Origin of the sequence: Luteimonas sp. TWI662, assembly GCF_039673825.1 — a bacterium.
Taxonomy (GTDB): domain Bacteria; phylum Pseudomonadota; class Gammaproteobacteria; order Xanthomonadales; family Xanthomonadaceae; genus Luteimonas.
On sequence record NZ_JBDJMI010000010.1, the window covers coordinates 46,146 to 72,513 of the forward strand.

Below are 26,368 nucleotides of genomic sequence, written 5' to 3' on the forward strand. Positions count from 1 at the left end.
ATCAGCGGACGGGCGATGACGAGGACGGGGCGAGGGCGATCAGCAGGCCGCGCGCGGTCTTGATCCGCGACTCGGCATCGGGCAGGTCGAGCATGACGCGCAGCTTGTCCGGCCCGTCCATACGGTAGCGCTGCGGCTGCCCCTGCACCAGTCCGATCACCGCCAGCGGGTCGACCTTGGGCTTGTCGACGAACTGCACGCGTCCGCCGCCCTCGCCCAGGTCGAGCTTGCGGATCCCCAGCGCGGTGGCCTGCAGCTTGAGATCGGCGACCTGGAACAGGTGCTTGGCGGCGTCGGGGAGCAGACCGAAACGGTCGATCATCTCCACCTGCAGCTCGCGCAGCCGCTCGGCGTCGCGCGCGCCGCTGATACGCTTGTAGAGCATCAGGCGGGTGTGCACGTCGGGCAGGTAGTCTTCGGGAATCAGCGCCGGGACGTGCAGTTCGACCTCTGCGCCACGCGCATCGGCTTCGTCGACGTCGGGCAGCTTGCCCTGCTTGATGCTGCGCACCGCCCGTTCGAGCAGTTCGGTGTATAGGCTGAAGCCGACCTCGGCCATCTGTCCGCTCTGGCCTTCGCCCAGCAGTTCGCCGGCGCCGCGGATCTCCAGGTCGTGAGTGGACAGCGTGAAGCCGGCGCCGAGTTCGTCCATCGAGGCGATCGCCTCCAGACGCTTGCGCGCGTCGCTGGTGATGCTGCGCAGGTCGGGCGTGACCAGGTAGGCGTAGGCGCGGTGATGCGAGCGGCCGACACGGCCGCGCAGCTGGTGCAGCTGGGCCAGGCCGAACTTGTCGGCGCGGTTGATGATGATCGTGTTGGCGTTGGGGATGTCGATGCCCGACTCGATGATCGTCGAGCACAGCAGCACGTTGAAGCGCTGCTTGTGGAAATCGAGCATGACCCGCTCCAGTTCGCGCTCGGGCATCTGGCCGTGGGCGATGCCGATGCGCGCGTCGGGCACCAGCTCCTGCAACTGGCGCTGCATGCGGCCGATGCTCTCGACATCGTTGTGCAGGAAGTAGACCTGCCCGCCGCGGCTGAGCTCGCGCTGGAACGCCTCGCGCAACTGGGCATCGTCCCAGGGCACGACGAAGGTCTGCACCGCCAGCCGGTGCGCAGGCGGCGTGGCGATGATCGACAGGTCGCGCAGGCCGGCCATCGCCATGTTGAGCGTGCGCGGGATCGGGGTCGCGGTGAGGGTCAGCAGGTGCACATTGGCGCGCAGCGCCTTGAGCGCCTCCTTCTGGCGCACGCCGAAGCGCTGCTCCTCATCGACGATCACCAGCCCCAGGTCCTTGAACTTCACGTCCGGCTGCAGCAGGCGATGGGTGCCGACGATGACGTCGATCTCGCCGCGGGCGAGCTTCTCGAGCTCGGCCTTGATCTCCTTGGTGCTCTTGAAGCGCGAAAGCACCTCCACGCGCAGCGGCCAGTCGGCGAAGCGGTCGGCCATCGTGCGGTAGTGCTGCTCGGCCAGCAGCGTGGTCGGCACCAGCACTGCGACCTGCTTGCCGGCGGCCGCGGCGACGAAGGCCGCACGCACGGCGACCTCGGTCTTGCCGAAGCCGACGTCGCCGCAGACCACGCGGTCCATCGGCTGGCTGCTGCCCAGATCGCGGATCATCGCCTCGATCGCGGCGTGCTGGTCGGGCGTTTCCTCGAACGGGAACGCGGCGGCGAACGGCTCGTACATCGACCGGTCGACCTCCAGCGCCAGTCCGGCCCGCGCCTGGCGCTTGGCCTGGATCTCCAGCAGCTCGGCGGCGACATCGCGGACCTTGTCGGCGGCCTTCTTCTTGGCGCGGGTCCAGGCCTCGCCGCCGAGCGAATGCAGCGGCGCGGTCTCCGGCGATGCGCCCGAATAGCGGTTGACCAGGTGCAGCTGCGACACCGGCACGTACAGCCGGTCGCCCTTGGCGTACTCGATGTCCAGGTACTCGCCCGGCTGGCCGCCGGCTTCGAGTACGACCAGGCCGCGGTAGCGCCCGACGCCGTGGTCCTCGTGCACGATCGGCGCGCCCTCGCTGAGCTCGCCCAGATCGCGGATGATGGTCTCGGGATCGCGCCCGGCCCGGCGTCGACTGCGCGGCTGCGCGGCGCGCTCGGGGAACAACTGGCGTTCGGTGAGCACCGTCATCTGCGGGGCATCGAGCGCGAAGCCGTCGTCGAGCGGCGCCACTGCGATCGCGAAGCGCGCAGCGTCGTCGACGAACGCATCGAAGTCCGCCAACACCGTCGGGCGCAGTTCGGCGGCCTGCAGCACCTCCAGCAGCGCTTCGCGGCGGCCGGCCGAATCGGCCGCGATCAGCACGCGCCCGGGGTAATGGCCCAGGAAGGTCTTGAGCGCCTGGGCCGGGGCCTGGTCGCGGGCGGCCAGCGGCAGCTCGGGGGCCGGCTGCTCGCCGAGCGCGGCGGCCTGGTCGCGGCGCGGGTGCGTGGCGTCGCACAGCTCGATCCGGGTGCCCTGGTTGAGGCGTTCGCGCAGCGCGTCGGGCGCCAGCCACAGTTCGGCCGGCGGCAGCAGCGGACGCTCGATGTCGTGGCGCAACTGGTCGTAGCGATGGTCGATCTGCGCCTGGAACTGGTCGCTGGCCGCGGACACCCCGACATCGAGCACCGGCAGCGCGTTCGCGGGCAGATAGTCGAACAGCGTGGCCGTGCTCGGCGCGGGAGCGCCGCGTTCGGCCAGGGCGCGCCGGGGCGCGTCGAAGAACAGCGGCAGGTAGTACTCGATGCCCGCCGGTGCCGCACCGGCCTTGAGATCCTGGTACAGCCCGCTGCGCCGGGTGTCGATGTCGAAGCGCTCGCGCAGCGCGTCCATCGCGCGTGCCAGCGACGCTTCGTCCAGCGGCACCTCGCGGCCGGGCAGCATGCGTAGGGCGTCGATCTTCTCCAGCGACCGCTGCGACTCGGGGTCGAAGGCGCGGATCGTCTCGATCGCGTCGTCGAACAGCTCGACCCGGTACGGCTGGCTGGCGCCCATCGGGAACACGTCGAGCAGCCCGCCGCGCACGGCGAAGTCGCCCGGGTCGTGGACCTGCGGGACATGGGCGTAGCCGGCGCTTTCCAGGCGACGTTTTTCGGCGTCGAGATCGAGGGTCTGGCCGACGGCGAGGTCGAAGCTGCTTCCAGCGATGTGCTTGACCGGCGCCAGCCGCTGCATCAGCGTCTGTACCGGCACCACGACGATGCCCCGTGTCAGCCCAGGCAGGCGGTGCAGTGCGGCCAGGCGCTGGGAGACGATGTCCGGATGCGGGCTGAAGCGGTCGAAGGGCAGCGTCTCCCAGTCCGGGAATGGCACCACCGGCAACGCCGGGTCGTCGCCGCCGAGCGTGCGCAGGTCGTGTTCGAGCTGATGGGCGCCGTGGTTGTCGCGCGCGACCAGCAGCAGCGGCCCGGCGTGTACGCGGGCGGCTTGCAGTACCGCCCAGGCCAGCGCACTGCGGCTGGCGGGCGCGCGCCACCAGGCGCGGGGATGGCCGGCACCGGGCAACGGCGGGGCGGTGGCGGAAGCAGGGGAGTTGGGCATCGGAACGTCGGGAAGCGGCACGGCGGCGGAAATGAGGCAAAACGACGACAGCGCCGGACGCCCGTCGGGCTTCCGGCGCGATCAACCTGTCAGTCTAAACGAAGCGGTCTCGCACCCTGAGACAGGGCGCGGCACGCGGTGCGGCGCGAGGGGGCCATCGCCGGGACCCGGCGATGCCGCGCCAACCTCGGCAGGCCTCAGCCCAGCGGCGGATGCGGCGCTTCGGGGGCTGCGCTCTCGGGCGAGCGCTTGAGATCCAGCGAGACCCGGATCATGCCCGGTGCCTCGCCCGCGGTCTGCTGGAATCCGAGCGACTTGGCCAGCGCGCGCATCGGCTCGTTCTCTTCGAGCACATCGCCGTACAGGCGGTCCAGCCGCTTGCCCTTGGCCCAGCGCACCAGGCGCCGCATCAAATGGCGCCCCAGTCCCATCCCGGCAACGTAGTGGCTGACCAGGATGTGGAACTCGGCATGCCGGGTGCCGGGCAGGATCGCGGCGCGCGCGACCGCGCCGACCAGTGCCTCGCCCGGGGTCATGGGCTCGGCGGCAACCAGCACGAACTCCGACTTGGGGTTGGGCTGGGTCAGCCGGAGCGCAGTCTCGGGCGAGAGCTCCTTCTTGGCGTACAGAAAGCGCTGGCGGACCTCGTCGGGTTCCAGCAGCGCGAAGGCCGCGCGTAGCGGGTCGGCATCGGCGGGACGGATCGGCCGGATCAACACCTGGCGGCCGTTCGCGAGACGGATTTCCTCGTGCCAGGGAGGGAGGCGGTTGCGTGCGGTCATCGAAGGTCGGGCTGGAAGGGTGGGGCCGACCATACCCAACTCCGCGATTCAGGTACCGTGAAGGCAGGCCGCGAACCGCCGCAGCCACCGCCATATCCTGCGCAGTGTTCAGGCCGGTTCGCGCAGCCAGTGCAGGCGGGTGTCGGCACCGGCCTCGCCCAGGGCGTCGCGCAAGGCCTCGAGCGCCGGCGCGAGCGCATCGGCCAGCGCCCACGGCGGGTCGACCAGCAGCAGCCCGCTGCCGTTCATCCGCAACGGCGAGTCGTCGCCGCGGACCAGCAACTCCACCACCAGCGTCGAGCGGCTTTGCAGCCGGCCGGCTGCGCGCAGGAATGGGGCGAGCGTGCGCCGCTGCTTGATCGGGTACCACAATGCCTGGACCGCCTGCGGCCAGCGCGACAGCGCATCGCGCATGGCGAGCAGGGCGGTGTCGAACTCCGCGCGCTGCGCTTCGTAGGGCGGGTCGATCAGCACCAGGCCGCGGGCGAACTTCTGCGCGCCGTGCCGCGGCGGCAGCAGCGCGCGGCAGGCCTCGTAGCCGTCGCGTGCATGCACCGCCACGCGCGGGTCGCAGCCGACCGCCTGGCGCAGCGCGGCCAATGCGCCGGGCTCGATCTCGCAGCAGGCGATCCGGTCCTGTGCGCGCAGGGCGTGGGCGAGCAGCCAGGGCGAGCCGGGGTAGGCATCGGCGCCGTGGGCGGCGCGACAGGCCGCGACGGCGTCCAGATACCGCGCGATTGCGGGTGTCGCCCTGGGGGCGGCCAGCAGCCGGCCGATGCCCGCCTGCGCTTCGCCGGTCCGCTGCGCGGGATCGTCGCTCAAGCGATAGAGACCGGCGCCGGCATGGGTGTCGAGCGCGAAGCAGGGCGCCGGCTTGACGGCGAGCGCGTCGCAGATCGCGAGCAACACGACGTGCTTGAGGACGTCGGCGTGGTTGCCGGCGTGGAAGGCGTGGCGGTAGTTCATCGACATAGGGTAGCGGCGCGCGACGGGCCTCGCCGTATGCTGTGCGCGGTTTCCATTCGCGCCGCGCCATGTCCCGCATCCTGCTCGTCGAGGACGAGCCTGCCATCGCCGATACCGTCGCCTACGCGTTGCGCGCAGAGGGCCACCAGATCCGGCATTGCCTCGACGGCCGCACGGCGCTGGCCGCGGCGGCCGCACAGACATTCGATCTGGCCATCCTGGATGTCGGGCTGCCGGACGTCAGCGGCTTCGCCCTGTGCGCGGACCTGCGTCGGCAGTCGCTGTTGCCGGTGATCTTCCTGACCGCGCAGTCCGCAGAGGCCGAGCGCGTGCTCGGCTTCGAACTCGGCGCCGAAGACTATATGGCCAAGCCGTTCTCGCTGCGCGAGCTCGTTGCCCGCGTGCGGGTGGCGCTGCGGCGCGGCGTGGCGGCCAGCGAAGGCCGCGATGTCGCCAGTGCAGGCGCGTTCGAGCACGACCGTGCTGGGCTGCGCATCCGCTACCGCGGCCAGCCGCTCGAGCTCACCCGCTACGAGTACGGCCTGCTGGCGGCGTTGCTCGCGCGTCCGGGCGCGGTGCTCTCGCGCGCGCAGCTGATGGACCGGGTCTGGGAGGACGCCCCCGACAGCGGCGACCGCACCGTCGATACCCACGTCAAGACCTTGCGCGCCAAGCTGCGTGCGATCACCCCCGAAGCCGATCCGCTGCGCACGCATCGGGGGCTGGGGTACTCGCTGGACGTGGACTGACGGCGCGCCATGCGGATCGGGCTGCGGATCCTGTTGGGATACTTCGCGATCGTCGCGATCGCCGCGCTGCTGTTGCTGCGGGTGTTCACCCAGGAGGTCAAGCCAGGGGTCCGCCAGGCCATGGAGGACACGCTGGCCGACACTGCCGGCGTGCTCGCCGAGCTGGCGACCGACGACTTCCTGGCCGGGCGCATCGACGACGGCCGGTTCGCCGCGCGCATCCGCGCCCTGGCCGCGCGCCGTGTCGACGCCGAGATCTGGGGCTTCCGCAAGTCCGATGTCGCCTACCGGGTCTATGTCACCGATGCCGCGGGCATCGTGGTGTTCGATTCGAGCGGGCGCGACGTCGGACGCGACTATTCGCGCTGGAACGATGTCTACCTGACGCTGCGCGGCCGCTACGGCGCCCGGTCCAGCCGTCTGGATCCGGACGACGACGCGAGCTCGGTCATGCACGTGGCCGCGCCCATCCGCGACGGCAACCGCATCGTCGGCGTGCTGACGGTGGCCAAGCCCAACCGCACCATCGCGCCGTTCATCGCCCGCAGCCAGGCCACGATCATGCGCTGGGGCGGCGTGCTGCTGGGCGCGGCGTTGGCGATCGGTCTGCTCGCGGCCTGGTGGCTGTCGCGCCAGCTCGGTGCGCTGCGTCGCTATGCTGATGCGGTCACCGCCGGCGAGCGCGCGTCGCTGCCGCGCAGCGCCGGCGAGTTCGCAGACCTGGGCCGGGCGCTGGAGACGATGCGCGAGCGGCTCGAGGGCAAGCAGTACGTCGAGCGTTACGTGCACAGCCTGACCCACGAGCTGAAGGCGCCGTTGTCTGCGATCCGCGGCGCCGCCGAACTGCTCGAGCAGCCGCTGCCCGACGAGGACCGCGCGCGTTTCGCGGCGAGCGTGCGCACGCAAAGCGAGCGCATGACCCAGACGATCGACAAGCTGCTGGCGCTGGCGGCGGTCGAGCATCGGCAACGCATCGAGCGGCCCGAGCGCGTCGTGCTCGCCGATGTGCTCGATGCCGCGGTGGCGCCGTTCGCGGCCGATCCGGGACGGGTGCCGGTGCAGCTGAAGATCGACCCGGCCTGCCGCGATGCGGTGGTCTCGGGGGATGCCTATCTGCTGCGGCAGATGATCGCCAACCTGATCGACAACGCCTGCGACTTCTCTCCGGACGATGCCACGGTCGAAGTCGCCGCGGCGCCGTCGGACATCGGGGTCCGGGTGACGGTCGGCGATCGCGGACCGGGCATTCCCGACTACGCCCGGGCACGCGTGTTCGAGCGGTTCTACTCGCTGCCCAGGCCCGGTGGCGGCAGCCGCAGCAGTGGCCTTGGCCTGTCCTTCGTCGCCGAGGTCGCCGCGCTGCACGGCGGCCGTGCCGGACTCGACAATCGCGACGGCGGCGGTGCGCTGGCCGTGGTCGAGTTGCCACGCGATACTGCGACGCGCCCGACTTCATAGCCACTTCACACAGCCGCCATCGTCGCCCCATCGCGCCCGGGCACGCTGCCGCCACGTTCCCGGATTTGGAGTGGTGTCATGCGCTTGGCGTTGAAGATCGTGATCGTGGCCGGGTTGAGCCTGGCGATCCTGTTGCCGTTGTTGATGATCCGGGGCGTGATCCTCGATCGTCAGCGCTACCGCGCCGACGCGGTCGAGCGGATCGCACGCAGCGAGGCCGGGAGCCAGACCCTGACCACACCGGTGCTGGTGGTGCCGTACGTGGAGACGGTCGAGGTGGACGAGAAAGATGCCCAGGGGCGATCGACCGGGACCGTGCAGCGCGAGCGTGAGAACCGCTGGATCTTTTTTCCGAGCACGGCGGACGTGACCGGGACGATGGCGCCCTACACCCGACGGTTGGGGCTGCACGAGGTACGCATGTACGTGCTCGAAGGCCAGTTGCGGGCCGGCTTCGATGTGCGCATTCCCGACGATCGCGATGCCGTCGCGCCGCGCCGGATCGGCCGGCCTTACATCAGCTACGGCATCACCGACGTGCGCGGCCTGCGCGGAACGCCGCGACTGCGGCTCGACGATGTGCAGGTGGCATTGGCACAAGGCGCCGGCGGCGACCTGGGCTCGGGCCTGCATGCCGCGCTGGCGCCGCCCGCGGCCGGCGACCGGCTGCAATTGCGCACCACGCTGGATCTGGCGCTGTCGGGCAGCGAGGCGCTGGCGGTGGTGCCGCTGGCCGGCGAGACCCGGGTCGCGGTCGATTCGCCCTGGCGCCATCCGCTGTTCAACGGCCGCTTCCTGCCCACGACGCGAGAGATCGGCCAGGACGGCTTCCGCGCTGAGTGGGCGGTGTCCTCGCTGGCCAGCGATGCGCAACTGCAGGTACGCAACGGCGCCCGCGCCGATCGCGATACTGCGGCGATGCTGCGCGAACACGGCGAGGCGGGGATCGATGCGCTGGGCATCGCCCTGGTCGACCCGGTCGATGCCTACGTGCGCGCCGATCGCGCCAGCAAGTACGGCGTGCTGTTCGTCCTGCTGACCTTCGCCGGGTTCTTCCTGTTCGAGATGCTGCGGCAACTGCGCATCCACCCGATCCAGTACGCGATGGTCGGACTGGCGCTGGCGATCTTCTTCCTGTTGCTGGTCGGCCTGTCGGAGCGCATCGCGTTCGGCTGGTCGTATCTGGCCGCCAGCATCGCCTGCATCGGCCTGATCGGCGTTTATCTGTCGGCGGTGCTGCGCAGCCGCGCCTGGGGCGCCGGTTTCGCCGGGATGCTGGCGATCCTCTACGCCGCGCTCTACGGCCTGCTGATCTCGGAGGACAACGCGCTGGTGCTCGGAGCGGGCCTGCTGTTCGCGATCCTGGCGGCGATCATGCTCACGACACGGCGCGTGGACTGGTACGCCCTGTCGGAAGCAACGGCGACTGCCACGCCGCCGCCGCTGCCCGATCGCTGACGCGCGTCAGCGACATGCGACGCAGCCGCGGGCTTCGGTCCGCGGTTGCGTCGTTTTCAACGGTGAGTGGGCGGTGCGTCGGTGCGGCAGACGCGCTCCAAGGTCCCTCAGAAGCCGGCAACCCACAGCGCGGCGGCGCCCAGTGCGCCGCCGATCGCGGTCGCGGCGAGTACGTCGCTGGGGTAGTGCAGGCCGAGCACCACACGCGAGGCCGCGACCGCGGCTGCGAACGGCACCAGCCACCAGGCCAGCGCCGGGTAGTGCGCGATGGCGACGGTCGAGAATGCGACCGCATGCAGGGTATGGCCGGACGGAAAGCTGAACTCGTCAAGCGGCGCGACCCAGGCGCGGATGCGTACGTCGGCCGCGAACGGCCGCGGCCGCTTGGTCCAGCGCTTCAGGCGGCGGTACAGCAGCAGGGCCACCGCGCCGGTGGCCGCCATGTGCGCGGCCGCGAATGCGCCGTCGAGGCCATCGAGCACCACCAGCGCAGTCATCAAGGCGTACCAGAACACGCCGTCGCCGAGCCGGCTGACGGTCGCGAACCCACGGCGGATCCACACACGGGTGCAGGCACGGTTGGCGCGCAGGCACCAGCCCATGTCGTGGAGGTACAGGCGGCTACGCGGCGCGGTGTGCATGGCGATCGACCTGTCGGACGGGAACAGAGGCGGCGCGCGCGCGTGGCGCGGCCAGCAGCGCATCGAGGTCGGCGGCGACCTGGGCCGGCGTCAGCCGTTGCATCGCCCGGCGCCCGGCGCGGGCCATCGCCGCGCGGCCGGCATCGTCCTGGGCCAGCCGCAGCGCTGCGGCGACGAAGGCGGCGTCGCCGTGTGCATCGTCCGTAATCCGGGCGCCGTGTAGGCCGTCGACCAGGTGCTCGGAGGCCGCGCCCAGGTCGAAGGCCACCTGCGGCACGCCGCTGGCCATGGCCTCGAGCACGACATTGCCGAAGGTCTCGCTGCGACTGGGGAACAGGAACAGGTCGGCGCTGGCAAAATGCCGGCCGAGCGCGTCGCCGCGCTGCGCGCCGGCGAACACGAGATCGGGATGGGCGTGCGCGAGCGATTCGCGCAACGGACCGTCGCCGACCAGCACCATCCGGGCATCCGGCCGCTGCTGCTGCAGCCGACGGAAGGCGTGGATCGCCAGCGGCAGGTTCTTCTCGGCTGCGATCCGGCCCACATGGACCACCGCCAATCCGCCTGGCGGGAGGCCCCAGGCCGCGCGCAGCGCCGGGTCGCGCCGCGCCGGGTCGAACTGTGTGCAGTCCACCGCGCGCGACAGTACGACCGCATGGCCGATGCGCTGGGCCTGCAGCCAGGTGGCGAGCGCCTGGGTCGCGACCACCGTGGCATCGGCGCCGCCGTGGAAGCGCCGCATCCACGCCAGCGCCAGCGGTGCCAGCGCGCGCAGGCCGTAGTCGGCCATGTACAGGTCGAAGCGGGTGTGCAGCGCGGTGACGACCGGGATGCCGAGCGCGCGCGCGGCGCGGATCGCCGAGCCGCCGAGCAGGGTTTCGGTGGCGACGTAGACCGCATCGGGGCGCTGCACACGCCAGGCCGCCTGCAGGCGGGTCTGGATCGGCAGCCCGACGCGCAGCGACGGATAGCGCGGCACTCGCAGGCCGCGGACCCGCAGCGCAGCATCATCGCTGCCCGCCGGCTCGCCCGGCTGGCGGGGGTGGATCACCTCGACCGCATGGCCGCGCGCGCGCAGGCCGGCGACGTAGGCCTGCAGGGTCAGCGCCACCCCGTTGAGGTCGGGCGTGTAGGTGTCGGTGACGATCGCGTAGCGCATCGTTCGGTCCGCTGCCGTGGCAGCCGCGATGATCGCGGTGCGACATGCCCGTGCAATGACCGCACGGCGACGGAACGATGACAGCAGCAGGCGGGCGCCCCAGCCCGCGCTGCGTTCACTCCGCGGCGAGCACCAGCTTCACGCCGAGCGCGCCGAGGTCCTCGGGTTCGCATTCCAGGTCCACGCGCAGCAGCGGCCGGGCATCGAGCCAGTGGCGGGAAACCTGCAGCCGCAGCGCGTCGCCGTAGACGCTTGCTTGCAACTGCGGGATCTCGTCGGGCTCGTGGCTGCGGTGCAGCAGCACCGCCAGCCGCAGCAGGGTGGCGGTGTAGCGGGCCTGGCGCAGCAGGCGGTCGGGCAGGGCGTCGAAGGCCGACTTGGGCACCTTGCGGCGGTGGCAGCGCACCAGCGCGGCCAGGAACTGCTGCTCCTGACGCGAGAAGCCGGCGATGTCCGAATGCGCCAGCACGTAGGCGCCGTGGACGTGGTACTGACTGTGTGCGATGACCAGGCCGATCTCGTGCACACGTGCCGCCCAGGCCAGCATGCGCAGGTCGTCGCCGTCGAGCTGCCAGGGGCGCGCGACCTGGTCGAACAGCCGCAACGCGGTCGCCTCCACCCGCGCCGCGTGGGCGCCGTCGATGCCGTAGCGCTGCACCAGCGCCTCGATCGAGGTCTCGCGCGGGTCGGCCTCGCCGCGGCGGCCGAGCATGTCGTGCAACACACCCTCACGCATCGCCGCCTTGCTGACGTGCATGCGCTCGATGCCCAGGACCTCGAACGCGGCCTCGAGCACCAGCACGCCGCCAGCGATGATCGGCCGACGGTCCTCCGACAGCCCGGGCAGGTCGATGGCATCGATCTGGCCGGCCTGCAGCAGCCGGTCGCGCACGACCGGCAGCGCGTTGGCGGTCACCGCGCCTTTGGTCAGCTTCATCGCCGCGCAGATTTCGCCGATCGCCTTGTTGGTGCCCGAGGCGCCGACGACTTCCTGCCAGCCGAGTGCGCGGTAGGTGCTGGCGAATTGCTGGAACTCGGCGGCGACTTCGGCCAGCGCCTCGCGCCAGCGGCGCCGGGTCAGCTTGCCGTTGGCGAAGAAGCGCCGCGTGCTGGCGATGCAGCCCACCTGCAGGCTCTCGCGCTCGAGCGCATTGAAGCCGCTGCCGATGATGCATTCGGTCGAGCCGCCGCCGATGTCGATCACCAGCCGGCGGTGGCCCGGCTTGGGCGGCTGCGCGTGGGCGACGCCCAAATAGATCAGGCGGGCCTCCTCGCGGCCTGCGATGATTTCGATCGCATGGCCCAGCGCGGTCTCGGCCGGCACCAGGAAGGCCTGCGGCGCGGCCAACCGGCGCACGGCGTGCGTGGCCAGCGCCCGCACGTGCTGCGGCGGGATGTCGCGGATGCGCTCTCCGAAACGCGACAGGCACTGCAACGCACGCTGGCGCACAGCCGCGTCCAGGCCGCCGCGTGCGTCCAGGCCTTCGGCCAGGCGCACGGTCTCGCGCAACCGGTCGACCACGCGCAACTGGCCCAGCGTGTAGCGGGCGACGATCATGTGGAAGCTGTTGGATCCCAGGTCGATTGCGGCGAGCATGTCGCCGTCCTCGATCGGCGGCGTCAGCGCATCGGCGAGTGCGAGCGTGTCCTGTCCGGTCATCACGGTCCTGCGTGGCGCGACGCGCGCGGCGCCACGTGGCGGTGGGAAGTGCGCATGGTAAAGCATGCGGTGGGCGCGCAAACCGTGATGGCGTGCGCGATGCCGTGCATCCCGGCGCAGCGCGCGCCCGCCGACCGTCGTCGCGTCAGCCGCACAGGCGCGCGAGCAGCCAGCCCTGCGCCGAGTGCGGCATCGCATCGCCCTCGGGCACAAGCCGCTCGTAGCTGCCGTCCTCGCGCAGTTCCCAGGCGTTGATGTTGTCGGCCAGATAGTTGTCCAGGGACTCGGTGCGCACCCGGGTCGCGACCTGGGGATCGAGGATCGGGAAGCACGTCTCCACGCGCCGCAGCAGATTGCGCTCCAGCCAATCGGCACTGGCGCAGAACAGCTCAGGATCGCCATCGTTGGCGAACCAGTAGACGCGATGGTGCTCCAGGAACCGTCCGACGATCGAACGCACCCGGATGTTCTCCGAGATGCCCGGCACGCCCGGTCGCAACGCGCAGGCGCCGCGCACAATCAGTTCGATCTTCACTCCGGCCTGCGAGGCCGCGTACAGCGCGCGCATGACCTGCGGCTCGTTGAGGGCGTTCATCTTGGCCACGATCCGCGCCGGGCGGCCCTGCGCCGCATGCCGGGTTTCGCGCTCGATCCGCGCGATGATGCCGGGCTGCAGCGTGAACGGCGATTGCAGCAGGCGTTCGAGCTCGATCGCCGGCGCCAGCCCCGAAAGCTGCTGGAAGATCAGGTGGACATCATTGCCGATCTGCGGGTCGGCGGTGATCAGCCCGAAGTCGGTGTAGGCGCGCGCAGTGCCGGCGTGGTAGTTGCCGGTGCCCAGGTGCACGTAGCGGCGCAGCTTGCGTCCCTCGCGGCGCACGATCAGCAGCATCTTGGCGTGGGTCTTGAAGCCGACTACGCCGTAGACCACCTGCACGCCGGCCTCCTGCAGCCGGTCGGCGAGGCCGAGGTTGGCCTCCTCGTCGAACCGCGCGCGCAGCTCCACGACGACCGTGACGTCCTTGCCGTTGCGCGCCGCGGTGACCAGGTGCTCGACGATCGCCGAATCCTTGCCGGTGCGGTAGAGCGTCTGCTTGATCGCCAGCACATTCGGGTCTTCCGCCGCCTGCTTGATCAGCTCGAGCACCGGCGCGAAGGAATCGAAGGGATGATGCAACAGCACGTCGCCATCGGCGACGATCTCGAACATCGCATCGTTGCCAGGCAGCTGGCGCTGCTGGAAGGTCGGGAACTTCAGATCCGGGCGCTGCACCAGGTCGAAGATCTGGCTGACACGGTTGAGGTTGACCGGCCCGTCGATCCGGTAGACCGCGTTCTCGGGCAGGTCGAAGTTCTGCAGCAGCGTGCGCACGATCGCCTTGGGACAATTGGCCGCGATCTCCAGCCGCACCGCGCGCAGGTAGCCGCGGCCGGCGAGTTCGTCGCGCAGCGCCAGCGCCAGGTTCTCGACCTCCTCCTCGTCGACGATCAGTTCCGAATTGCGGGTGACCCGGAACTGGTACGCCCCGCGCACGTCCATGCCGGGGAACAGCTCGTGCACGAATTCCGACAGCACGGCCGACAGGAATACGAAGTCGTACTCGCCACCCGATACGCGCTCGGGCAACTGGATGATGCGCGGCAGCGAGCGCGGTGCGCGCACGATCGCCAGATTGCCGATCCGGCCGAATGCGTCCTTGCCCTTGAGCACCACGACGATGTTGAGCGACTTGTTGAGGATCTTCGGAAACGGGTGTGCGGGGTCCAGCCCGAGCGGCGAGAGCACCGGCATCACTTCTTCGCGGAAGTACGCCCGCAGCCAGCGCTTCTGCCGCGCCGTCCAGGTGTCGCGGCCGAGGATCCGCACCCCGGCTGTGCCCAGCGCCGGGCGCAGGATCTGGTTCCAGCACGCGTACTGCGCCTCGACCAGGGCGGCGGCCCGCTCATGGATGCGCTTGAGCACCGTCGCCGGCGGCAGGCCATCGGGGGGCAACGGCATGCCGAAGTCCTGTGCGTGGCGGACGGTCGCGGCCCGGATCTCGAAGAACTCGTCGAGATTGGTGCACGAGATGCACAGGTACTTCACCCGCTCGAGCAGCGGCACCGATTCGTCGAGCGCCTGGGCCAGGACCCGGAAGTTGAAATCGAGCTGCGACAGTTCGCGGTTGAGATACAGCGCAGGATCGAGCAACGGATCGCCTGCGGTCGGCGGCGGCGCGGCGTCGCGTCCGGTGGTGCGCGCCGGCCGGCGCGGACGCGGCGGCTTGCCGGGGGCGGGGGGATGGCTCATCCGAAGGCTCCTGTGACGTGGGGGTCGCGCGCGCGGACGCGCTCGGCGGTGAAATGGCAGGCGAAGCGGCTGCCGCGCCCGACCTCGCTGTCGATCTCCAGCCGCGCCTGGTGCAGATGCAGCACGTGCTTGACGATCGCCAGCCCCAGCCCGGTCCCGCCCGACTCGCGCGAGCGGCTGGTCGAGACCCGGTAGAAGCGCTCGGTGATGCGCGGCAGGTGCGCGGCCGGGATGCCGTAGCCCGAATCGTCCACAGACAGCGCGACCCCGCCGTCGCGCGTGGGGGCATAGCGGATCGCGATGCGCCCACCCGGCGGCGTGTAGCGCACCGCGTTGCTGACCAGGTTGGAGAACGCGCTGTGCAACTCGCGGGTCGAGCCGACCAGATCGGTGTCCGAGGCATCCTCGACGTCGATCCTATGCCGGCCCTGGCTGAGCATCTCCAACTCCCGGCGGAGCGAGGCCAGCATCGAGGCCATCGACACGATCTCGTCGCCCACGCCCTCCTGCGCCTCCAGCCGCGACAGCGTCAGCAGGTCCTCGACCAACTGGGTCATGCGCTGCGACTGGCGTTGCATCTCCTGCAGCATCGGCGCCCATTCGGGCTGCTCCTCGGGGTCGAGCATGTCCAGATACCCGTGGACCACGGTCAGCGGCGTGCGCAATTCGTGCGAGACGTTGGCGACGAAATCGCGGCGCATTTGCTCCAACCGGACCAGGCGGGTGACATCGCGCACCAGCAGCAGCCACAGATCGTCGGAATAGGGAATCAGCCGCAGCTCCAGCCGGGTGCCCGACGAGAATGGCGAGGGCACGTCCAGCAACGGCTCGGCGCGCCGGCCCTGGGCCAGCCAGTGCGCCAGCGGCAGCGGCTGCAGCGCCGCGCCGACCGGGCGGCCGACATCGCGCGGCATCTGCAGGCCGAGCAGCGTCGTCGCCGCGCGGTTGACCCACTGCACCCGCTGGCTGTTGCGCTCGACCACCACGACCGCATCGGGCAGCGCCGCGGCGACCGCGCGATAGGCACGCAGCATCGCGATCAGGCGCCGCTTGCGATTGCGCATGTCCTGCTGGCCCCGGTGCAGCAGCCGGTCGGCCTCCTGCCAGACCCCGTCGCCCTGTGGTGGCGGCACCCGGCTGCGCGAGGTCAGCCGCCGCAGCAGGTCGTAGAGCTTCCAGTAATGCCAGGCGATCACGCCCAGCGCGGCAAGCGCCAGCGCCATCCACGCGTGGCCGGCGAGGGCGCCGGCGATCGTCGCGGCCGCGAGCACGGTCCCGAGCTGCAGCAGCGTACGGGTCCAGGCGGCGTGGAGACGAGGTGGCATGACGGCAAGTCTAGGCAATGTGGGCGGACAGGTCTGCGTGGGCGAGCGCAGCGTCGTGCGCCTGCGGCGTGCGGCGCTGTGCGGCGTCGCCGCGGGGCAGGGCGAGGGAAGCGCGCAGGTGCGTGCCAGGTGGCGCGGCGCTCACACCGACGCCGAGAATCGGTAGCCGGCGCCGCGAACCGTCTGCACCATGCCGTCCAGTCCGCTCGGCTCGAGCGTCTTGCGCAGCCGGCGGATGTGCACATCGACCGTGCGCTCCTCGACGTAGACACTGCCGCCCCAGACATGATCGAGCAGTTGCGAGCGGCTGTAGACGCGCTCGGGATGGGTCATGAAGAAATGCAGCAACCGGTACTCCGTCGGGCCGATCTGGACCGGTTCGTTGCCGGCGAACACCCGGTGCGCCGCGCCGTCGATGCGCAGCGTCCCCACTGTCACGCTGCCGTCCTCGTCGTCGTCGCGTGCCCGGCGCATCACCGCGCGGATGCGCGCCAGCAACTCGCGGGCCGAGAACGGCTTGACCACATAGTCGTCGACGCCGGCTTCCAGCCCGCCGACGCGATCGTTTTCCTCACCGCGCGCGGTGAGCATGATGATCGGGATATCGCGGGTCAGCGCATCCTTGCGCCAGCGCCTGGCCAGTTCCAGGCCGCTGGTCCCGGGCAGCATCCAGTCGAGCAGGATCAGGTCGGGCACGCGGTCGACGATCGCAGACTGGGCCTCGCGCGCGTCGCCGGCGTGCATCGGTTCGAATTCGCCCTTGCGCAGCGCGAACGCGACCATATCGCGGATCGCCGGTTCGTCGTCGACGATGAGGATGCGCTTGTGCATGGAGCTTTCCGTAGGACCGGGGAGTCCCCATTACACGACAGTTTTATGACGGTCCGGTGACAGGGGGGCGGCAAGGCGTGTCGGCGCTGCGGCGGCGCAGCGGCGCCGGCGCCGACGATCCGCCGGCCGGGCGCGTCCCGGCGCCCGTGACCAGCCCGTCAGCGCCGGCGCAGGTCCTCGTCGCGGACACCCTGGCGGTGCAGTTCCAGCACCATCGGGGTGATCGCGGCGATCCGCGCATCGATCCGCGCGCGGGCGTAGTAGTCCAGGTCCTCGCGCTTCTTGAGCGTATTGAGCTGGATCAGCGCCTGTTCCGCGCGGCCTCCCAGGAATGCCGCCTCGGCCCAGGCTTCGCCCGCCCGCACCGGGTCGCCGGCCATCTCGCTGGCGCGGGCGAATGCACGCTGGAAGGCCGGGTCGCCGCTCGAGCCGTTGAGCAGCGGCCGCAGCAGCGCCTGGGCGCGGCGCCCGGATTCGGCCGAGTCGCGCTCGAGCAGCAATGTCGCGTAGCTCAGCACGACCGCCGGATTGCGCGGCATCCGTTCGACCAGCGCCTCCAGGCGCCGGTCCGCGGACGCGGACCGGCCGGCACGCGCATCGGCCTCGGCCATGCCCAGCGACAGCCAGACATCGCCGGGGTAGGTGTCGAGCAGGGCCGAGAGCTCACGCGCGGCGACCTCGGCCTCGTTGGCGCGCAGGCGGGCAAAGGCCAGCCCGTAGCGCTGGGCATCGGTCAGGGTGCCGCTGCGGCGCATCGCCTCGTACTCGCGGATCGCCTGCGCCGGCGTATTGGCGCTGAGCACGCGCAGCCGCTCGCGCGCCCAGCCGAACTGGACCGGATCGGTGCCGCCGGTGGCGCCGGGCGGCAGGCGCAACGCGGCCGGCAACAGCGGGTTGTCGAGCGCGCGCAGCGGCGCCTCGGGCGCGCCGTCCACCGGCACACGCTCCACACGCGAGCCCTGCGGGGTCGTGGTCGTGACCTGCACGGTCTCGCGGGTCATGCGCTCGGCGCGATCGCGCGCCTCGCTGATGCGGGTCGTGGTGACCGGATGGGTCTTGAGATAGTCGGGCAGGCGCTCGCGTTCGCCGCCCTGGTTGGTGCGCGAGACCGCCTGCATGCGCTCGAACATCGAGGCCATCGCATCGGGGTCGTAGCCGCTGCGCGCCAGTGTGCGGATGCCGAGCCGGTCGGCCTCCGACTCGTTGGAGCGGGTGTAGTCGATCTGGCGCTGCAGGGCCAGGCCCTGGGCGCCGGCCAGCACCGCCATCGCCGCATCGTCGGAGGAACTGCTGCTGCTCTGCGAGGCCACCGCGATCGCGCCGAGCATCGCCAGCAGCATCGGGATCTGGTCGCGCTGGGCACGCTCGACGCCGCGCAACACATGCGACTGGGTCACATGCGCGACCTCGTGCGCGAGGACCGCGGCGACCTCGTCCTCGCTTTCGGCCGCCAGCACCAGGCCGGCGTTCATGCCGATGTAGCCGCCGAGCGTGGCGAACGCGTTGATGCTGCGGTCGCGCATCATGAAGAAGGTGAAGGGTTGCTGCGGCCGGTCGCTCGAGGCCGCCAGCCGTGTGCCGGTGGTGCGCAGCCAGTTTTCGACCAGGGGATCTTCCAGCACATAGTTGTAGTGCCGCAGCTGCGCCAGCAGCATCTGCCCGTACTCGGATTGCTTGGCGGGGCTGAGCACGGTGCCGGCCGACGAGCCGATATCGGGCAGCCGGGTGTCCTGGGCCGGCACGCCGAGCGACGCGACGACCAGCGTCAGCGCGATCGCCGAGGGCAGCAGGCGGACGCGGAAGGGAAAACGGCGAGGTCGGATCGTGGGCATCGGCTCGGTATCGAAGGGGCGGGGCCGCGCAACCAGCATGCCGGCGCGCTCGGGCACGGGCGTGAATCCCATGTTAAGCGGGCGGTGCGTCGTGATCGCGACATCATCGCCCCGCGACCCGGCTTTGACCGACAATGGCCGCACAAGTTTCCCCGGAGACCGACTTGACCAGCCAATCCCCCGACCCGGCGGCGCCGGAGATCGTCATGTACACCAGCGCGATCTGCGGATACTGCGCGGCCGCCAAGAACTTCCTCAAGAGCCAGGGCCTGTCGTGGCGCGAGGTGCGCGTGGACCTGGATGCCGACGAGCGCCAGCGTATGGTCGAGCGTGCGCGCCGCACCAGCGTGCCGCAGATCTTCGTCGGCCAGACCCACGTCGGCGGCTACGACGACATGATGGCGCTGCACCGCCAGGGTGGCTTCCTGCCGCTGGTCGAGGGCGCGGCGTCGTGAGCGGCGACCGGACCGAAGGCGAGGGCGACCGACTCGCCGAATTCACCGCATTCCGCAAGCGCATGAACGAGCGCATCCTCGCCGAACCCAATCAGGTGGTGCGGCGCTTCTTCGCGCTCGACACCCAGACCTACCAGGCCGGCGCGCTCGACGTGAAGACCAAGGAGTTGCTGGGGCTGGTGGCCTCGCTGGTCCTGCGCTGCGACGACTGCATCAGCTACCACGTCGCCCAGTGCAAGGACGCCGGTGCGAGCCGCGAGGAACTGTTCGAAACGTTCTCGGTGGGCTTGGTCGTGGGCGGCAGCATCGTCATCCCGCACCTGCGCCGCGCGGTCGATTTCCTCGACCGGCTGGAGCAGGGCGAGGCCGCCGCGCCGGCCGGCCACGACCACGGCTGACCCAGCCGCGCGCCCTGTGCGCCCGGTTGCCCGGTTTGGGGCCATCTGCGCGCATCGGGCATAATACGGCGGTTTTCTTCCTTCATTTCACCCTGGCGCCGCGCGCAGCGCGGTGCCCCTGCGCAGGGACCTCCCCCCGACATGACGCACACGATTACGGTTATCCGCGGCGACGGTATCGGCCCGGAGATCATGGACGCCACGCTGCACGTGCTCGACGCGATGCAGCTGGGCCTCAAGTACGAAGACGCCGACGCCGGCCTGATGGCGCTCGACAAGCACGGCGAGCTGCTGCCGGCCGCGACACTCGAATCGATCCGCCGCAACGCCGTTGCGCTCAAGAGCCCGCTGACCACGCCGGTGGGCGGCGGCTTCAGCTCGATCAACGTCGAACTGCGTCGCCAGTTCGATCTCTACGCCAATGTCCGCCCGGCGACCTCGTTCCCGAACACCCGCTCGCGCTTTTCCAGCGGCGTCGATCTGATCACGATCCGCGAGAACACCGAAGGTTCGTACATCAGCGAAGGCCAGGAGGTGTCGGCCGACGGCGAGACCGCGGTGTCGATCACCCGTATCACCCGCAAGGGCTCGGAGCGCATCGTGCGCTACGCATTCGAGCTGGCGCGCAAGACCGGCCGCAAGAAAGTCACGATTGTCCACAAGGCCAACATCCTCAAGAGCACCTCGGGCCTGTTCCTGAAGATCGCCCGCGAGGTCGCGGCCGAGTATCCGGAGATCGAGGCCAACGAGATGATCGTCGACAACACCTGCATGCAGCTGGTGATGCGCCCCGAGCAGTTCGACATCATCGTGACCACGAACCTGTTCGGCGACATCATCTCCGACCTGTGCGCCGGTTTGGTCGGCGGGCTGGGCCTGGCCCCGGGCGCCAACATCGGCAAGGACGCGGCGATCTTCGAAGCCGTGCACGGCTCGGCACCGGACATCGCCGGCAAGGGCGTGGCCAATCCCTGCGCGCTGCTGCTGGCGGCCGCGCAGATGCTCGACCATCTGGCGCTGCCCGAGCAGGCGCAGCGGTTGCGCGCCGCGATCGTCGCCACGCTCGATGCCAAGGACGGCGTGACCCCGGACCTGGGCGGCACCGGCACCACGATGGGCTTCGCGCAGGCGATCGCCTCGCGGCTCTGAGGCCATCGGCAGCACACACGACAAGGGCGCCGTTCGGCGCCCTTGTCGTGTCCGGCGTTGCTGGGGATGACCCCGGCGCATGGCGGCTCAGTCGCGCGACTGCAACTTCGCCAGCAGGCGGAGGAACTCAACGTACAGCCACACCAGCGTGACCATCAGGCCGAACGCGCCGTACCACTCCATGTACTTCGGTGCGCCGTGCTCGACGCCGGTCTCGATGAAGTCGAAATCCAGCACCAGGTTCAGCGCGGCGACCACGACCACGAACAGACTGAAACCGATGCCGATCAGGCCCGATTCGTGGATCAGCGGCACCTCGATGTTGAACAGCCTCAGCACGATCGTCGCCAGGTAGACCAGCGCGATACCGCCAGTGGCCGCGGCCACACCGAGCTTGAAGTTCTCGGTCGCCTTGATCAGGCCACTGCGATACACCGCCAGCAACGCGAACAGCGTGCCGAAGGTCAGCATCACCGCCTGCATCACGATGCCCGGGAAGCGTGCCTCGAACATCGCCGAGATCGCGCCGAGAAAGCACCCTTCGACCAGGGCGTACATCGGGGCGGTGACCGGCGCCCAGGTCTTCTTGAATACCGTGACCAGCGCCAGGATCAGGCCGCCGATCGCGCCGCCCCAGGCATACAGCCCGAAGCTTTCCGTCGGCGTGCCGTCCGCGTTGACCGACTGCGTCCACGCGAACGCGGCTGTCAGGACCGCGAGCAGGAGCAGCAGGCCGGTCTTGTTGACCGTGCCGTTGAGCGTCATCGCCTCCCCGTCGCGGGTGACGACGCTGCCGCTGGCGAGGTCGAGGAACGTGGATTCCTGAAGCGTGGGATTGCCGCTGCGCATCGAGTAAGCCCCTGATGGTTCATGTTCGGATCGCCGGGCAGGATACACCGCGGCGTCTGGGCGGCGCGTTGACAGCGCGGCTGCGCCTTCCGACAATGCCGAGGTCCTCCGGCCCACCGGCGGGCGATTCGACCGCTCGATGTCCGGCGGGGTATAGCGCAGTCTGGTAGCGCGCCTGCTTTGGGAGCAGGATGTCGGGGGTTCGAATCCCTCTACCCCGACCACCCGGCGAGCCCGGTCGCAGCGTGTCCCGCGGGCGCCCGTAGCTCAACCGGATAGAGCACCGACCTTCTAAGTCGGGGGTTACAGGTTCGATTCCTGTCGGGCGCGCCATTGGATCAATGGCTTACGATTCGTCGGCGGCGCGCTCCATACAAATCTCCATACAATTCGGCGCGCCCTATCGCGCATTTCGATCGTCGTCCGCCGGCTCGACGGTAGGCAGACCGTGGTCGTAGAGACTGGACATCGAGTCGGTCACGTGGCCGCTCGCCTCCTTCTTGTCGGCCCTCGTGCCTTTCGTATCGGTGATGCCGCGGTGCTTCAACCCGTGCAGGCCGAAACGTTCCTCGGTGGTGATCACGCCGTCAGCGACTGCTGCGCGCATCATCTTGCCCCAGGCCGTCTTCCAGCCCTCGACCGACAGCGGCGTGCCGTCCTCGGTCACGAACAGCGGGCGCTGTTCTGGCCGAATGGGCGTTGGGATGTCGCGTGACGTCCAGATGGCCTCCCGGCGCGCTTGCAGAGCCGCAACAGCTTCACGCATGCGCTCGCCGATCCGCACGTGGTTGGCGCGGCTGCCTTTCCGCCGGCGCGCCTCGAGCAGTTGCGCGGCATCGGCATCGGCATCGGCCAGGGCCTCGATGATCTGCGCGTCGGTGAGCGTGAGCACTTCCACCCGGCGCAGCCGGGCCTGGAAGGCGAGCTCCATGGCGCACCAGATGTACGGCGGCTGGCGGCCCTTCTCGCGGGGCCCCAGTGCACCACATGCGCGCGCGTACTCGTAGACTCGCCGGAAGGCCTGCCGCGTGGGCATGCGGTGATTGCGGACCTCTTTGACCTGGCGCACGCCGCGCGCTGGGTTCGTGCGACATAGGCCGTATTCCACCCCGAACGAGAACACGCGCCGAAGATAGCGAAGCCACTGGTTCGCCTTCGATGGATAGCCTGGGACCGCCGGCTCAGCGCCACGCGCCGGACGGCCCTCCGCAATCAGATCGACCAGTGCTCGCAGGTATGGCTGAGATAGCGCGTCGATGCGCACGGTGCCAAGCGGGCCGCGCTTGGTCTCGAATGCCTTGATGCCCCTCGCGTGTTCCGAGTAGCGATCGCGTGTGGACGCGGCGAGGTCCTTGAACTCGCGATGGTCGTGGAACCGGTCGATCACATGCGCTATCGACCCCTGAGCCGCCGCGCCGGCGCGATCTTCCGCGATCGCGTGCAGGTCGGACAGGCGCGCTTCACGGCCGGCGACCGTCTTCGATCGCACTCGCCCGTCAGGACCGAGCTCGCGCACGAACCAGCGGCCCGAACCAGTGCGGTCCCAGAAGATGCCCGCGGGCAAACGCGCCTGGTCGATGTGGCTGGGTATAGTGGGCGAGTGCGCGCGAGGTCTGCCGCGCGGCTTCCTGGCTGTCATAGGTCGTCGGGCCCGAGGACGCCGTCGTTTGCAGCTGCCTGACCAACGCCGAGAGCCGAGTTGAGCGCGGTAATCGTGGTGATAATGCCCCCGTGCCCGTCGTAGGTGTACGACAGGCCGATTCGGCGCGCCCACGCCTCGACGGTTCCACGCCGCGGCGCAGGCTTCGCCGGATCGGGCTGGCATAGGCGCTGCAGGTCCTCGAATTGGAGAATCGGGCCGATCATGCGTGACGTCCGTTCTCCGCTGGCCAAGCACTGTGCGTGGCGCCTTCCAATGTGCGGCCGGCGGCCTTCTTGCCTGCGCGCCGCACAGTCCGGCCGTCGTCGAACGTGTGATGCGGCCCCTCGCCGCCGACCTCGGAAACTGAGACCCATTCACCCCATTGCTTGAACAGGAACGGCACGCCTGCAGCCGCGCACTTGTCGCGCACGTCGCGCACCCACTGAGGGTTCATCGGCCGGGCGTTGGGGCCGCTCTCGCCGCCGACTATTACCCAGTCGAGCGAATCAGTGACCCCTGCGGCGTTGATGCAGCGCCGGTTCGCACTGACGAAGCCGTACAGATTGACGGGGCCGAGCAACGGTTCCATGGACAGGAAGCGAACAGCGGCCGGAACCAGCAGCAGCTTCGGGATATCCCGGTCGGCCTCGCTCTGATTGCAGATGGTGGCGCCGATCCAGACGTTCGCGGGCGGTGTGCCGCGCAACCAGTCCGCTAGCAGGCGATGCGCGGGTGTCGTTGCGGCAGTTGCAGCCATGTGAGCGCCGGCCATGCGCAAGGCGCGTTGCACGTTTCCGACGCGCTTGGTGAGCAGCAGCCAATCGAGGTTGGGTGTCAGCGCGATGAGCGACAGCAAATCCGCCAGCCAGTGCGGCGCGACCTCGTTGTCGAACACGTCGGCGAGCGAAGCACAGAACACGCGGCGGCGGCGGCCGTGTTCGGCGAAGAATACCGCGTGCCGCGCGTTCCACGTCAGCGGCTGTCTCCAGTTGGATGGGCTGGTGCGCCGACGCGCCTGGCCAGCGCCCCAGGCGATGCCCATCGTGCGCGTGGGGGTGCTGACCGCGGCGTAGCAGTGGTCGCAGGCCGGCGACACACGCGTGCAGCCGATCCAGGGGTTGAAGGTGGAGTCGCACCACTCGATCGCGGAGGTCTCAGCCATGGTTCCCGGCCTCCTTCTCGTACTCGGCCCAGGCCGCCTCTACCTTCGCGAACTCGGCATCGCTGCCGCCGCGGTCGGGGTGCGCCTTCGAGCGCAAGCGCCGGTAGCTGCCCACCGGATCGGCGGGATCGAGCACGTCACGCCACGACAGCGCGACCGGTCCCTGCAACTGCGCGTACCCGGCGAACGCCTGGCGCAGGTCGCCGACGCCCCAGCGCTCCATGCCGCGCATCGCGCCCAGATGGGCCGCTATCGCTGCGAGGTTGTCGGCGACGCGAGTCCAGCGGTCGCATGCCAGGCAGTAGTCCTCGCCGTCCAGGGTGAAGTAGACGGCGACGCCGCTGTCCTGGGGCGCCTTCGCTGTGCTGTACGGCAAGCCGGCGCGCGTGGTCGGTACGTTCGTGCTGATCACCACGTCGTTGGGATTGATGCGCCAAGGACGGCCGGTGCGCGTGAACGCCGAGATCTCGCTGTGCACGCGGCTGATCGCATCGGCGATCGTCAGCGCCCGCTTGTAGCGGAAGCCGCCGCTCGGATTGTTGTCGCGCTTGCCGAAGTCGGCGACCTTGCGCTCGGCGCGAGGCGTGCGCGGCCGGTAAACCGGCCAGGTGAGTGGGTAGGCTTCGATAGCCATCAGCGGCCCTCCGCATTGGTGCGTTTGCAATCGGGCTTGTCCGCATCCGTCATGCGCTGCAGGAAGCTGTTCCCGCCCACACCGTCACGAACCGAAAAGGCACACCCCTCGGCATCCCACACGATCCTGTTGTGGAGCCCTGAGTTGGTGTCGCAGCCAGAAAGCGCCAGGGCAGCGGCGAGCAAGATGACGGTGCGCATCAGCAGCCCTCCCCATCAGCGAGCAGCGCGGCGATGACCGCTGTTGCGATGCGGTCGGCGTACTCGCGCTGTCTCTTATTGGTCGGCGTAAGCTCCTGCATCGCGGCCGAGAGGTAATGCGGCGGCCCGGCCCCGGTAGTGCTCGCGGTGTAGACGATCGAATGCCTCGATGGTCGCCAGCATCGACTTGCCTCGCGCCGCGATGAAGTCCAAGCACTGCACGCCGGCTTGCGTCACGTCATGTGGGCTACGGGGGCTGGCATCTGCGACGACCTGCATCACAGCCAGGAGTTCGGATTTCAGTGACATCACCGCACCTCCTGCGCGTCGGGCGCCGGCGGCTGGGGCGCGGCGGCGAGCATGGCGGCGTATCGGTCGCGATTCTCAGGCGTGTAATACCCGCGGCCCGTGACCTCTGCCCACAGCTTCCGCATGTCATGGAGCATCGAAGCTTGGCGCGAAGGGTCAAGAAGCCCAAACCCGTGATTGAGGCATGTAGCCATGCTGACCAGCAGTGCTTGGTCGGGCTCCTCCGGCACCACCGGCGCGGTCTGCGATGCCAGCTTCGCGGCGGCGAGCCGGTCCGCCCATGCGCGAATCACCACGCAGGCGTTGCCCTCAGTGAGCTGGCACTGGTCCGCGACATCTGCGAAGTTCCGCATCTCGCCGACGATCCCCTCGGGCACCCCAGCCGCCGCACCATGCGATGCGCGGTCTTGCGCGAGCCATTCGTCGAGGGCGGCCAATGCTTCTTCAGCGCGCACGCTGTTCGGCACGTACTCGCTGTGCCCGTAGCGGTCTTCCCCGACGAAAGTGTAGTGGCCGGACGCCTTCGCCGCTTTCTCTGCGGACCAGCCTTCTTCGTTCCAGGCGACACACAGCGACGGGTCGCTCGCGTACCACTCCAGCACCTCGCGCACGATGCTCGGGAGCGAGGCAGCCTCACCGGCCGCCGGGGCGGGCGCGGCAGCGGCGGCGTCAACAGCGTCGGCGTTCGGCAGCGACTCGCCGTCCTCATCGGTCAGCGGCCGGCAGGCCACCATCCAGCCGTCGGGAAACAGGACGGCGACGTGGTCGATGCGCGGATCGGTCGCGGGGACTTCGCTGCCGTCGGCGAGGATCTTGACCGGCTGGTCGGCGATGGGGTTCGGGGTGGAGTCGGACACGGGAAATCCTTTGCCGGCGTGCCGGCGGTTGTG

Annotated in this window: 24 protein-coding genes and 2 tRNA genes; 8 read left to right on the forward strand and 18 right to left on the reverse strand. The window is 70.0% G+C overall.

Translation table 11 applies throughout. From position 1 onward, the window contains the following. Window position 1: 1 nt before the first annotated feature. From mfd to rlmJ, 3 genes are all read right to left on the reverse strand, one after another. Window positions 2-3,529 (reverse strand): transcription-repair coupling factor, encoded by a 3,528-nt coding sequence (gene mfd / locus ABE488_RS08905; protein ID WP_346447915.1) that lies wholly within the window; start codon window positions 3,527-3,529, stop codon window positions 2-4. 197 nt (window positions 3,530-3,726) lie between these two features. After that, entirely contained in the window at window positions 3,727-4,311 is a 585-nt protein-coding gene (locus ABE488_RS08910) for a GNAT family N-acetyltransferase (protein WP_346447917.1), read from the reverse strand. Between the two features lie 108 nt (window positions 4,312-4,419). Then, window positions 4,420-5,277 carry a 23S rRNA (adenine(2030)-N(6))-methyltransferase RlmJ gene (rlmJ, locus tag ABE488_RS08915; protein WP_346447919.1) on the reverse strand — a complete coding sequence of 286 codons (858 nt, stop codon included), beginning with the start codon at window positions 5,275-5,277 and terminating at the stop codon, window positions 4,420-4,422. 68 nt (window positions 5,278-5,345) lie between these two features. On the opposite strand from rlmJ, the gene creB reads away from it, so the two are divergent. The 3 genes from creB (at window position 5,346) to creD (ending at window position 8,942) form a co-directional block, all read left to right on the forward strand. Further along, on the forward strand, window positions 5,346-6,026 hold the full coding sequence (gene creB / locus ABE488_RS08920) for a two-component system response regulator CreB (RefSeq protein WP_346447920.1): 681 nt from the start codon (window positions 5,346-5,348) through the stop codon (window positions 6,024-6,026). A 9-nt stretch (window positions 6,027-6,035) separates the two neighbouring features. Further along, entirely contained in the window at window positions 6,036-7,484 is a 1,449-nt protein-coding gene (creC, locus tag ABE488_RS08925) for a two-component system sensor histidine kinase CreC (protein ID WP_346447921.1), read from the forward strand. A 78-nt stretch (window positions 7,485-7,562) separates the two neighbouring features. Next, entirely contained in the window at window positions 7,563-8,942 is a 1,380-nt protein-coding gene (creD, locus tag ABE488_RS08930; protein ID WP_346447922.1) for a cell envelope integrity protein CreD, read from the forward strand. A gap of 107 nt (window positions 8,943-9,049) precedes the next feature. Here creD and ABE488_RS08935 read toward each other — a convergent pair whose 3' ends face one another. The 7 genes from ABE488_RS08935 to ABE488_RS08965 form a co-directional block, all read right to left on the reverse strand. Continuing rightward, the gene (locus ABE488_RS08935; RefSeq protein ID WP_346447924.1) at window positions 9,050-9,583 is read right to left on the reverse strand and encodes a phosphatase PAP2 family protein; all 534 of its coding nucleotides are present in this window, start codon (window positions 9,581-9,583) and stop codon (window positions 9,050-9,052) included. Further along, the gene (locus ABE488_RS08940) at window positions 9,564-10,742 is read right to left on the reverse strand and encodes a glycosyltransferase family 1 protein (RefSeq protein ID WP_346447925.1); all 1,179 of its coding nucleotides are present in this window, start codon (window positions 10,740-10,742) and stop codon (window positions 9,564-9,566) included. Before ABE488_RS08940 ends, ABE488_RS08935 begins: the two co-directional genes overlap by 20 nt. Window positions 10,743-10,857: 115 nt before the next feature. Further along, window positions 10,858-12,402, reverse strand: a complete 1,545-nt coding sequence (gene ppx, locus ABE488_RS08945; RefSeq protein WP_346447926.1) for an exopolyphosphatase — start codon at window positions 12,400-12,402, stop codon at window positions 10,858-10,860. 145 nt (window positions 12,403-12,547) lie between these two features. Further along, window positions 12,548-14,692, reverse strand: coding sequence for a polyphosphate kinase 1 (ppk1, locus tag ABE488_RS08950; protein ID WP_346447927.1), 2,145 nt, complete (start codon window positions 14,690-14,692; stop codon window positions 12,548-12,550). Continuing rightward, window positions 14,689-16,017 carry a phosphate regulon sensor histidine kinase PhoR gene (phoR, locus tag ABE488_RS08955; RefSeq protein WP_346447928.1) on the reverse strand — a complete coding sequence of 443 codons (1,329 nt, stop codon included), beginning with the start codon at window positions 16,015-16,017 and terminating at the stop codon, window positions 14,689-14,691. Before phoR ends, ppk1 begins: the two co-directional genes overlap by 4 nt. 141 nt (window positions 16,018-16,158) lie before the next feature. Further along, complete coding sequence (phoB, locus tag ABE488_RS08960; protein WP_346442186.1) at window positions 16,159-16,848, reverse strand: phosphate regulon transcriptional regulator PhoB; 690 nt, start codon at window positions 16,846-16,848, stop codon at window positions 16,159-16,161. Window positions 16,849-17,006: 158 nt separating this feature from the next. Beyond that, window positions 17,007-18,680 (reverse strand): M48 family metalloprotease, encoded by a 1,674-nt coding sequence (locus tag ABE488_RS08965; protein ID WP_346448028.1) that lies wholly within the window; start codon window positions 18,678-18,680, stop codon window positions 17,007-17,009. Between the two features lie 206 nt (window positions 18,681-18,886). On the opposite strand from ABE488_RS08965, the gene grxC reads away from it, so the two are divergent. The 3 genes from grxC (at window position 18,887) to ABE488_RS08980 (ending at window position 20,682) form a co-directional block, all read left to right on the forward strand. After that, on the forward strand, window positions 18,887-19,135 hold the full coding sequence (grxC, locus tag ABE488_RS08970; RefSeq protein ID WP_183425979.1) for a glutaredoxin 3: 249 nt from the start codon (window positions 18,887-18,889) through the stop codon (window positions 19,133-19,135). Then, complete coding sequence (locus tag ABE488_RS08975; protein ID WP_346447930.1) at window positions 19,132-19,533, forward strand: carboxymuconolactone decarboxylase family protein; 402 nt, start codon at window positions 19,132-19,134, stop codon at window positions 19,531-19,533. Before grxC ends, ABE488_RS08975 begins: the two co-directional genes overlap by 4 nt. Before the next feature lie 141 nt (window positions 19,534-19,674). Beyond that, on the forward strand, window positions 19,675-20,682 hold the full coding sequence (locus ABE488_RS08980; RefSeq protein ID WP_346442183.1) for an isocitrate dehydrogenase: 1,008 nt from the start codon (window positions 19,675-19,677) through the stop codon (window positions 20,680-20,682). 87 nt (window positions 20,683-20,769) lie between these two features. On the opposite strand, the gene ABE488_RS08985 is transcribed toward ABE488_RS08980, so the two are convergent. Next, window positions 20,770-21,531, reverse strand: coding sequence for a Bax inhibitor-1/YccA family protein (locus ABE488_RS08985; protein WP_346447931.1), 762 nt, complete (start codon window positions 21,529-21,531; stop codon window positions 20,770-20,772). 147 nt (window positions 21,532-21,678) lie between these two features. Between ABE488_RS08985 and ABE488_RS08990 the strand changes: the two genes are divergently transcribed. Both ABE488_RS08990 and ABE488_RS08995 read left to right on the forward strand, forming a co-directional pair. Beyond that, window positions 21,679-21,755, forward strand: a tRNA-Pro gene (locus ABE488_RS08990). Window positions 21,756-21,787: 32 nt separating this feature from the next. Continuing rightward, window positions 21,788-21,864, forward strand: a tRNA-Arg gene (locus ABE488_RS08995). A 67-nt stretch (window positions 21,865-21,931) separates the two neighbouring features. On the opposite strand, the gene ABE488_RS09000 is transcribed toward ABE488_RS08995, so the two are convergent. The 7 genes from ABE488_RS09000 to ABE488_RS09030 all read right to left on the reverse strand — a co-directional run bounded on the left by ABE488_RS09000 (window position 21,932) and on the right by ABE488_RS09030 (window position 26,335). Next, window positions 21,932-23,095 carry an integrase gene (locus ABE488_RS09000; protein WP_346447933.1) on the reverse strand — a complete coding sequence of 388 codons (1,164 nt, stop codon included), beginning with the start codon at window positions 23,093-23,095 and terminating at the stop codon, window positions 21,932-21,934. Between the two features lie 71 nt (window positions 23,096-23,166). Further along, a complete protein-coding gene (locus ABE488_RS09005; RefSeq protein ID WP_346447934.1) occupies window positions 23,167-23,397 on the reverse strand; it encodes a hypothetical protein in 231 nt (76 codons plus the stop codon). Next, on the reverse strand, window positions 23,394-24,335 hold the full coding sequence (locus tag ABE488_RS09010) for a phage Gp37/Gp68 family protein (RefSeq protein ID WP_346447935.1): 942 nt from the start codon (window positions 24,333-24,335) through the stop codon (window positions 23,394-23,396). The genes ABE488_RS09005 and ABE488_RS09010 overlap by 4 nt, the downstream gene beginning before the upstream one ends. Further along, on the reverse strand, window positions 24,328-24,969 hold the full coding sequence (locus ABE488_RS09015) for a J domain-containing protein (protein ID WP_346447937.1): 642 nt from the start codon (window positions 24,967-24,969) through the stop codon (window positions 24,328-24,330). The genes ABE488_RS09010 and ABE488_RS09015 overlap by 8 nt, the downstream gene beginning before the upstream one ends. Continuing rightward, window positions 24,969-25,169 carry a hypothetical protein gene (locus tag ABE488_RS09020; protein WP_346447939.1) on the reverse strand — a complete coding sequence of 67 codons (201 nt, stop codon included), beginning with the start codon at window positions 25,167-25,169 and terminating at the stop codon, window positions 24,969-24,971. Before ABE488_RS09020 ends, ABE488_RS09015 begins: the two co-directional genes overlap by 1 nt. Before the next feature lie 75 nt (window positions 25,170-25,244). Then, complete coding sequence (locus tag ABE488_RS09025; protein WP_346447941.1) at window positions 25,245-25,478, reverse strand: hypothetical protein; 234 nt, start codon at window positions 25,476-25,478, stop codon at window positions 25,245-25,247. Beyond that, window positions 25,478-26,335 carry a hypothetical protein gene (locus ABE488_RS09030; RefSeq protein WP_346447942.1) on the reverse strand — a complete coding sequence of 286 codons (858 nt, stop codon included), beginning with the start codon at window positions 26,333-26,335 and terminating at the stop codon, window positions 25,478-25,480. Before ABE488_RS09030 ends, ABE488_RS09025 begins: the two co-directional genes overlap by 1 nt. Between the last annotated feature and the right edge of the window lie 33 nt (window positions 26,336-26,368).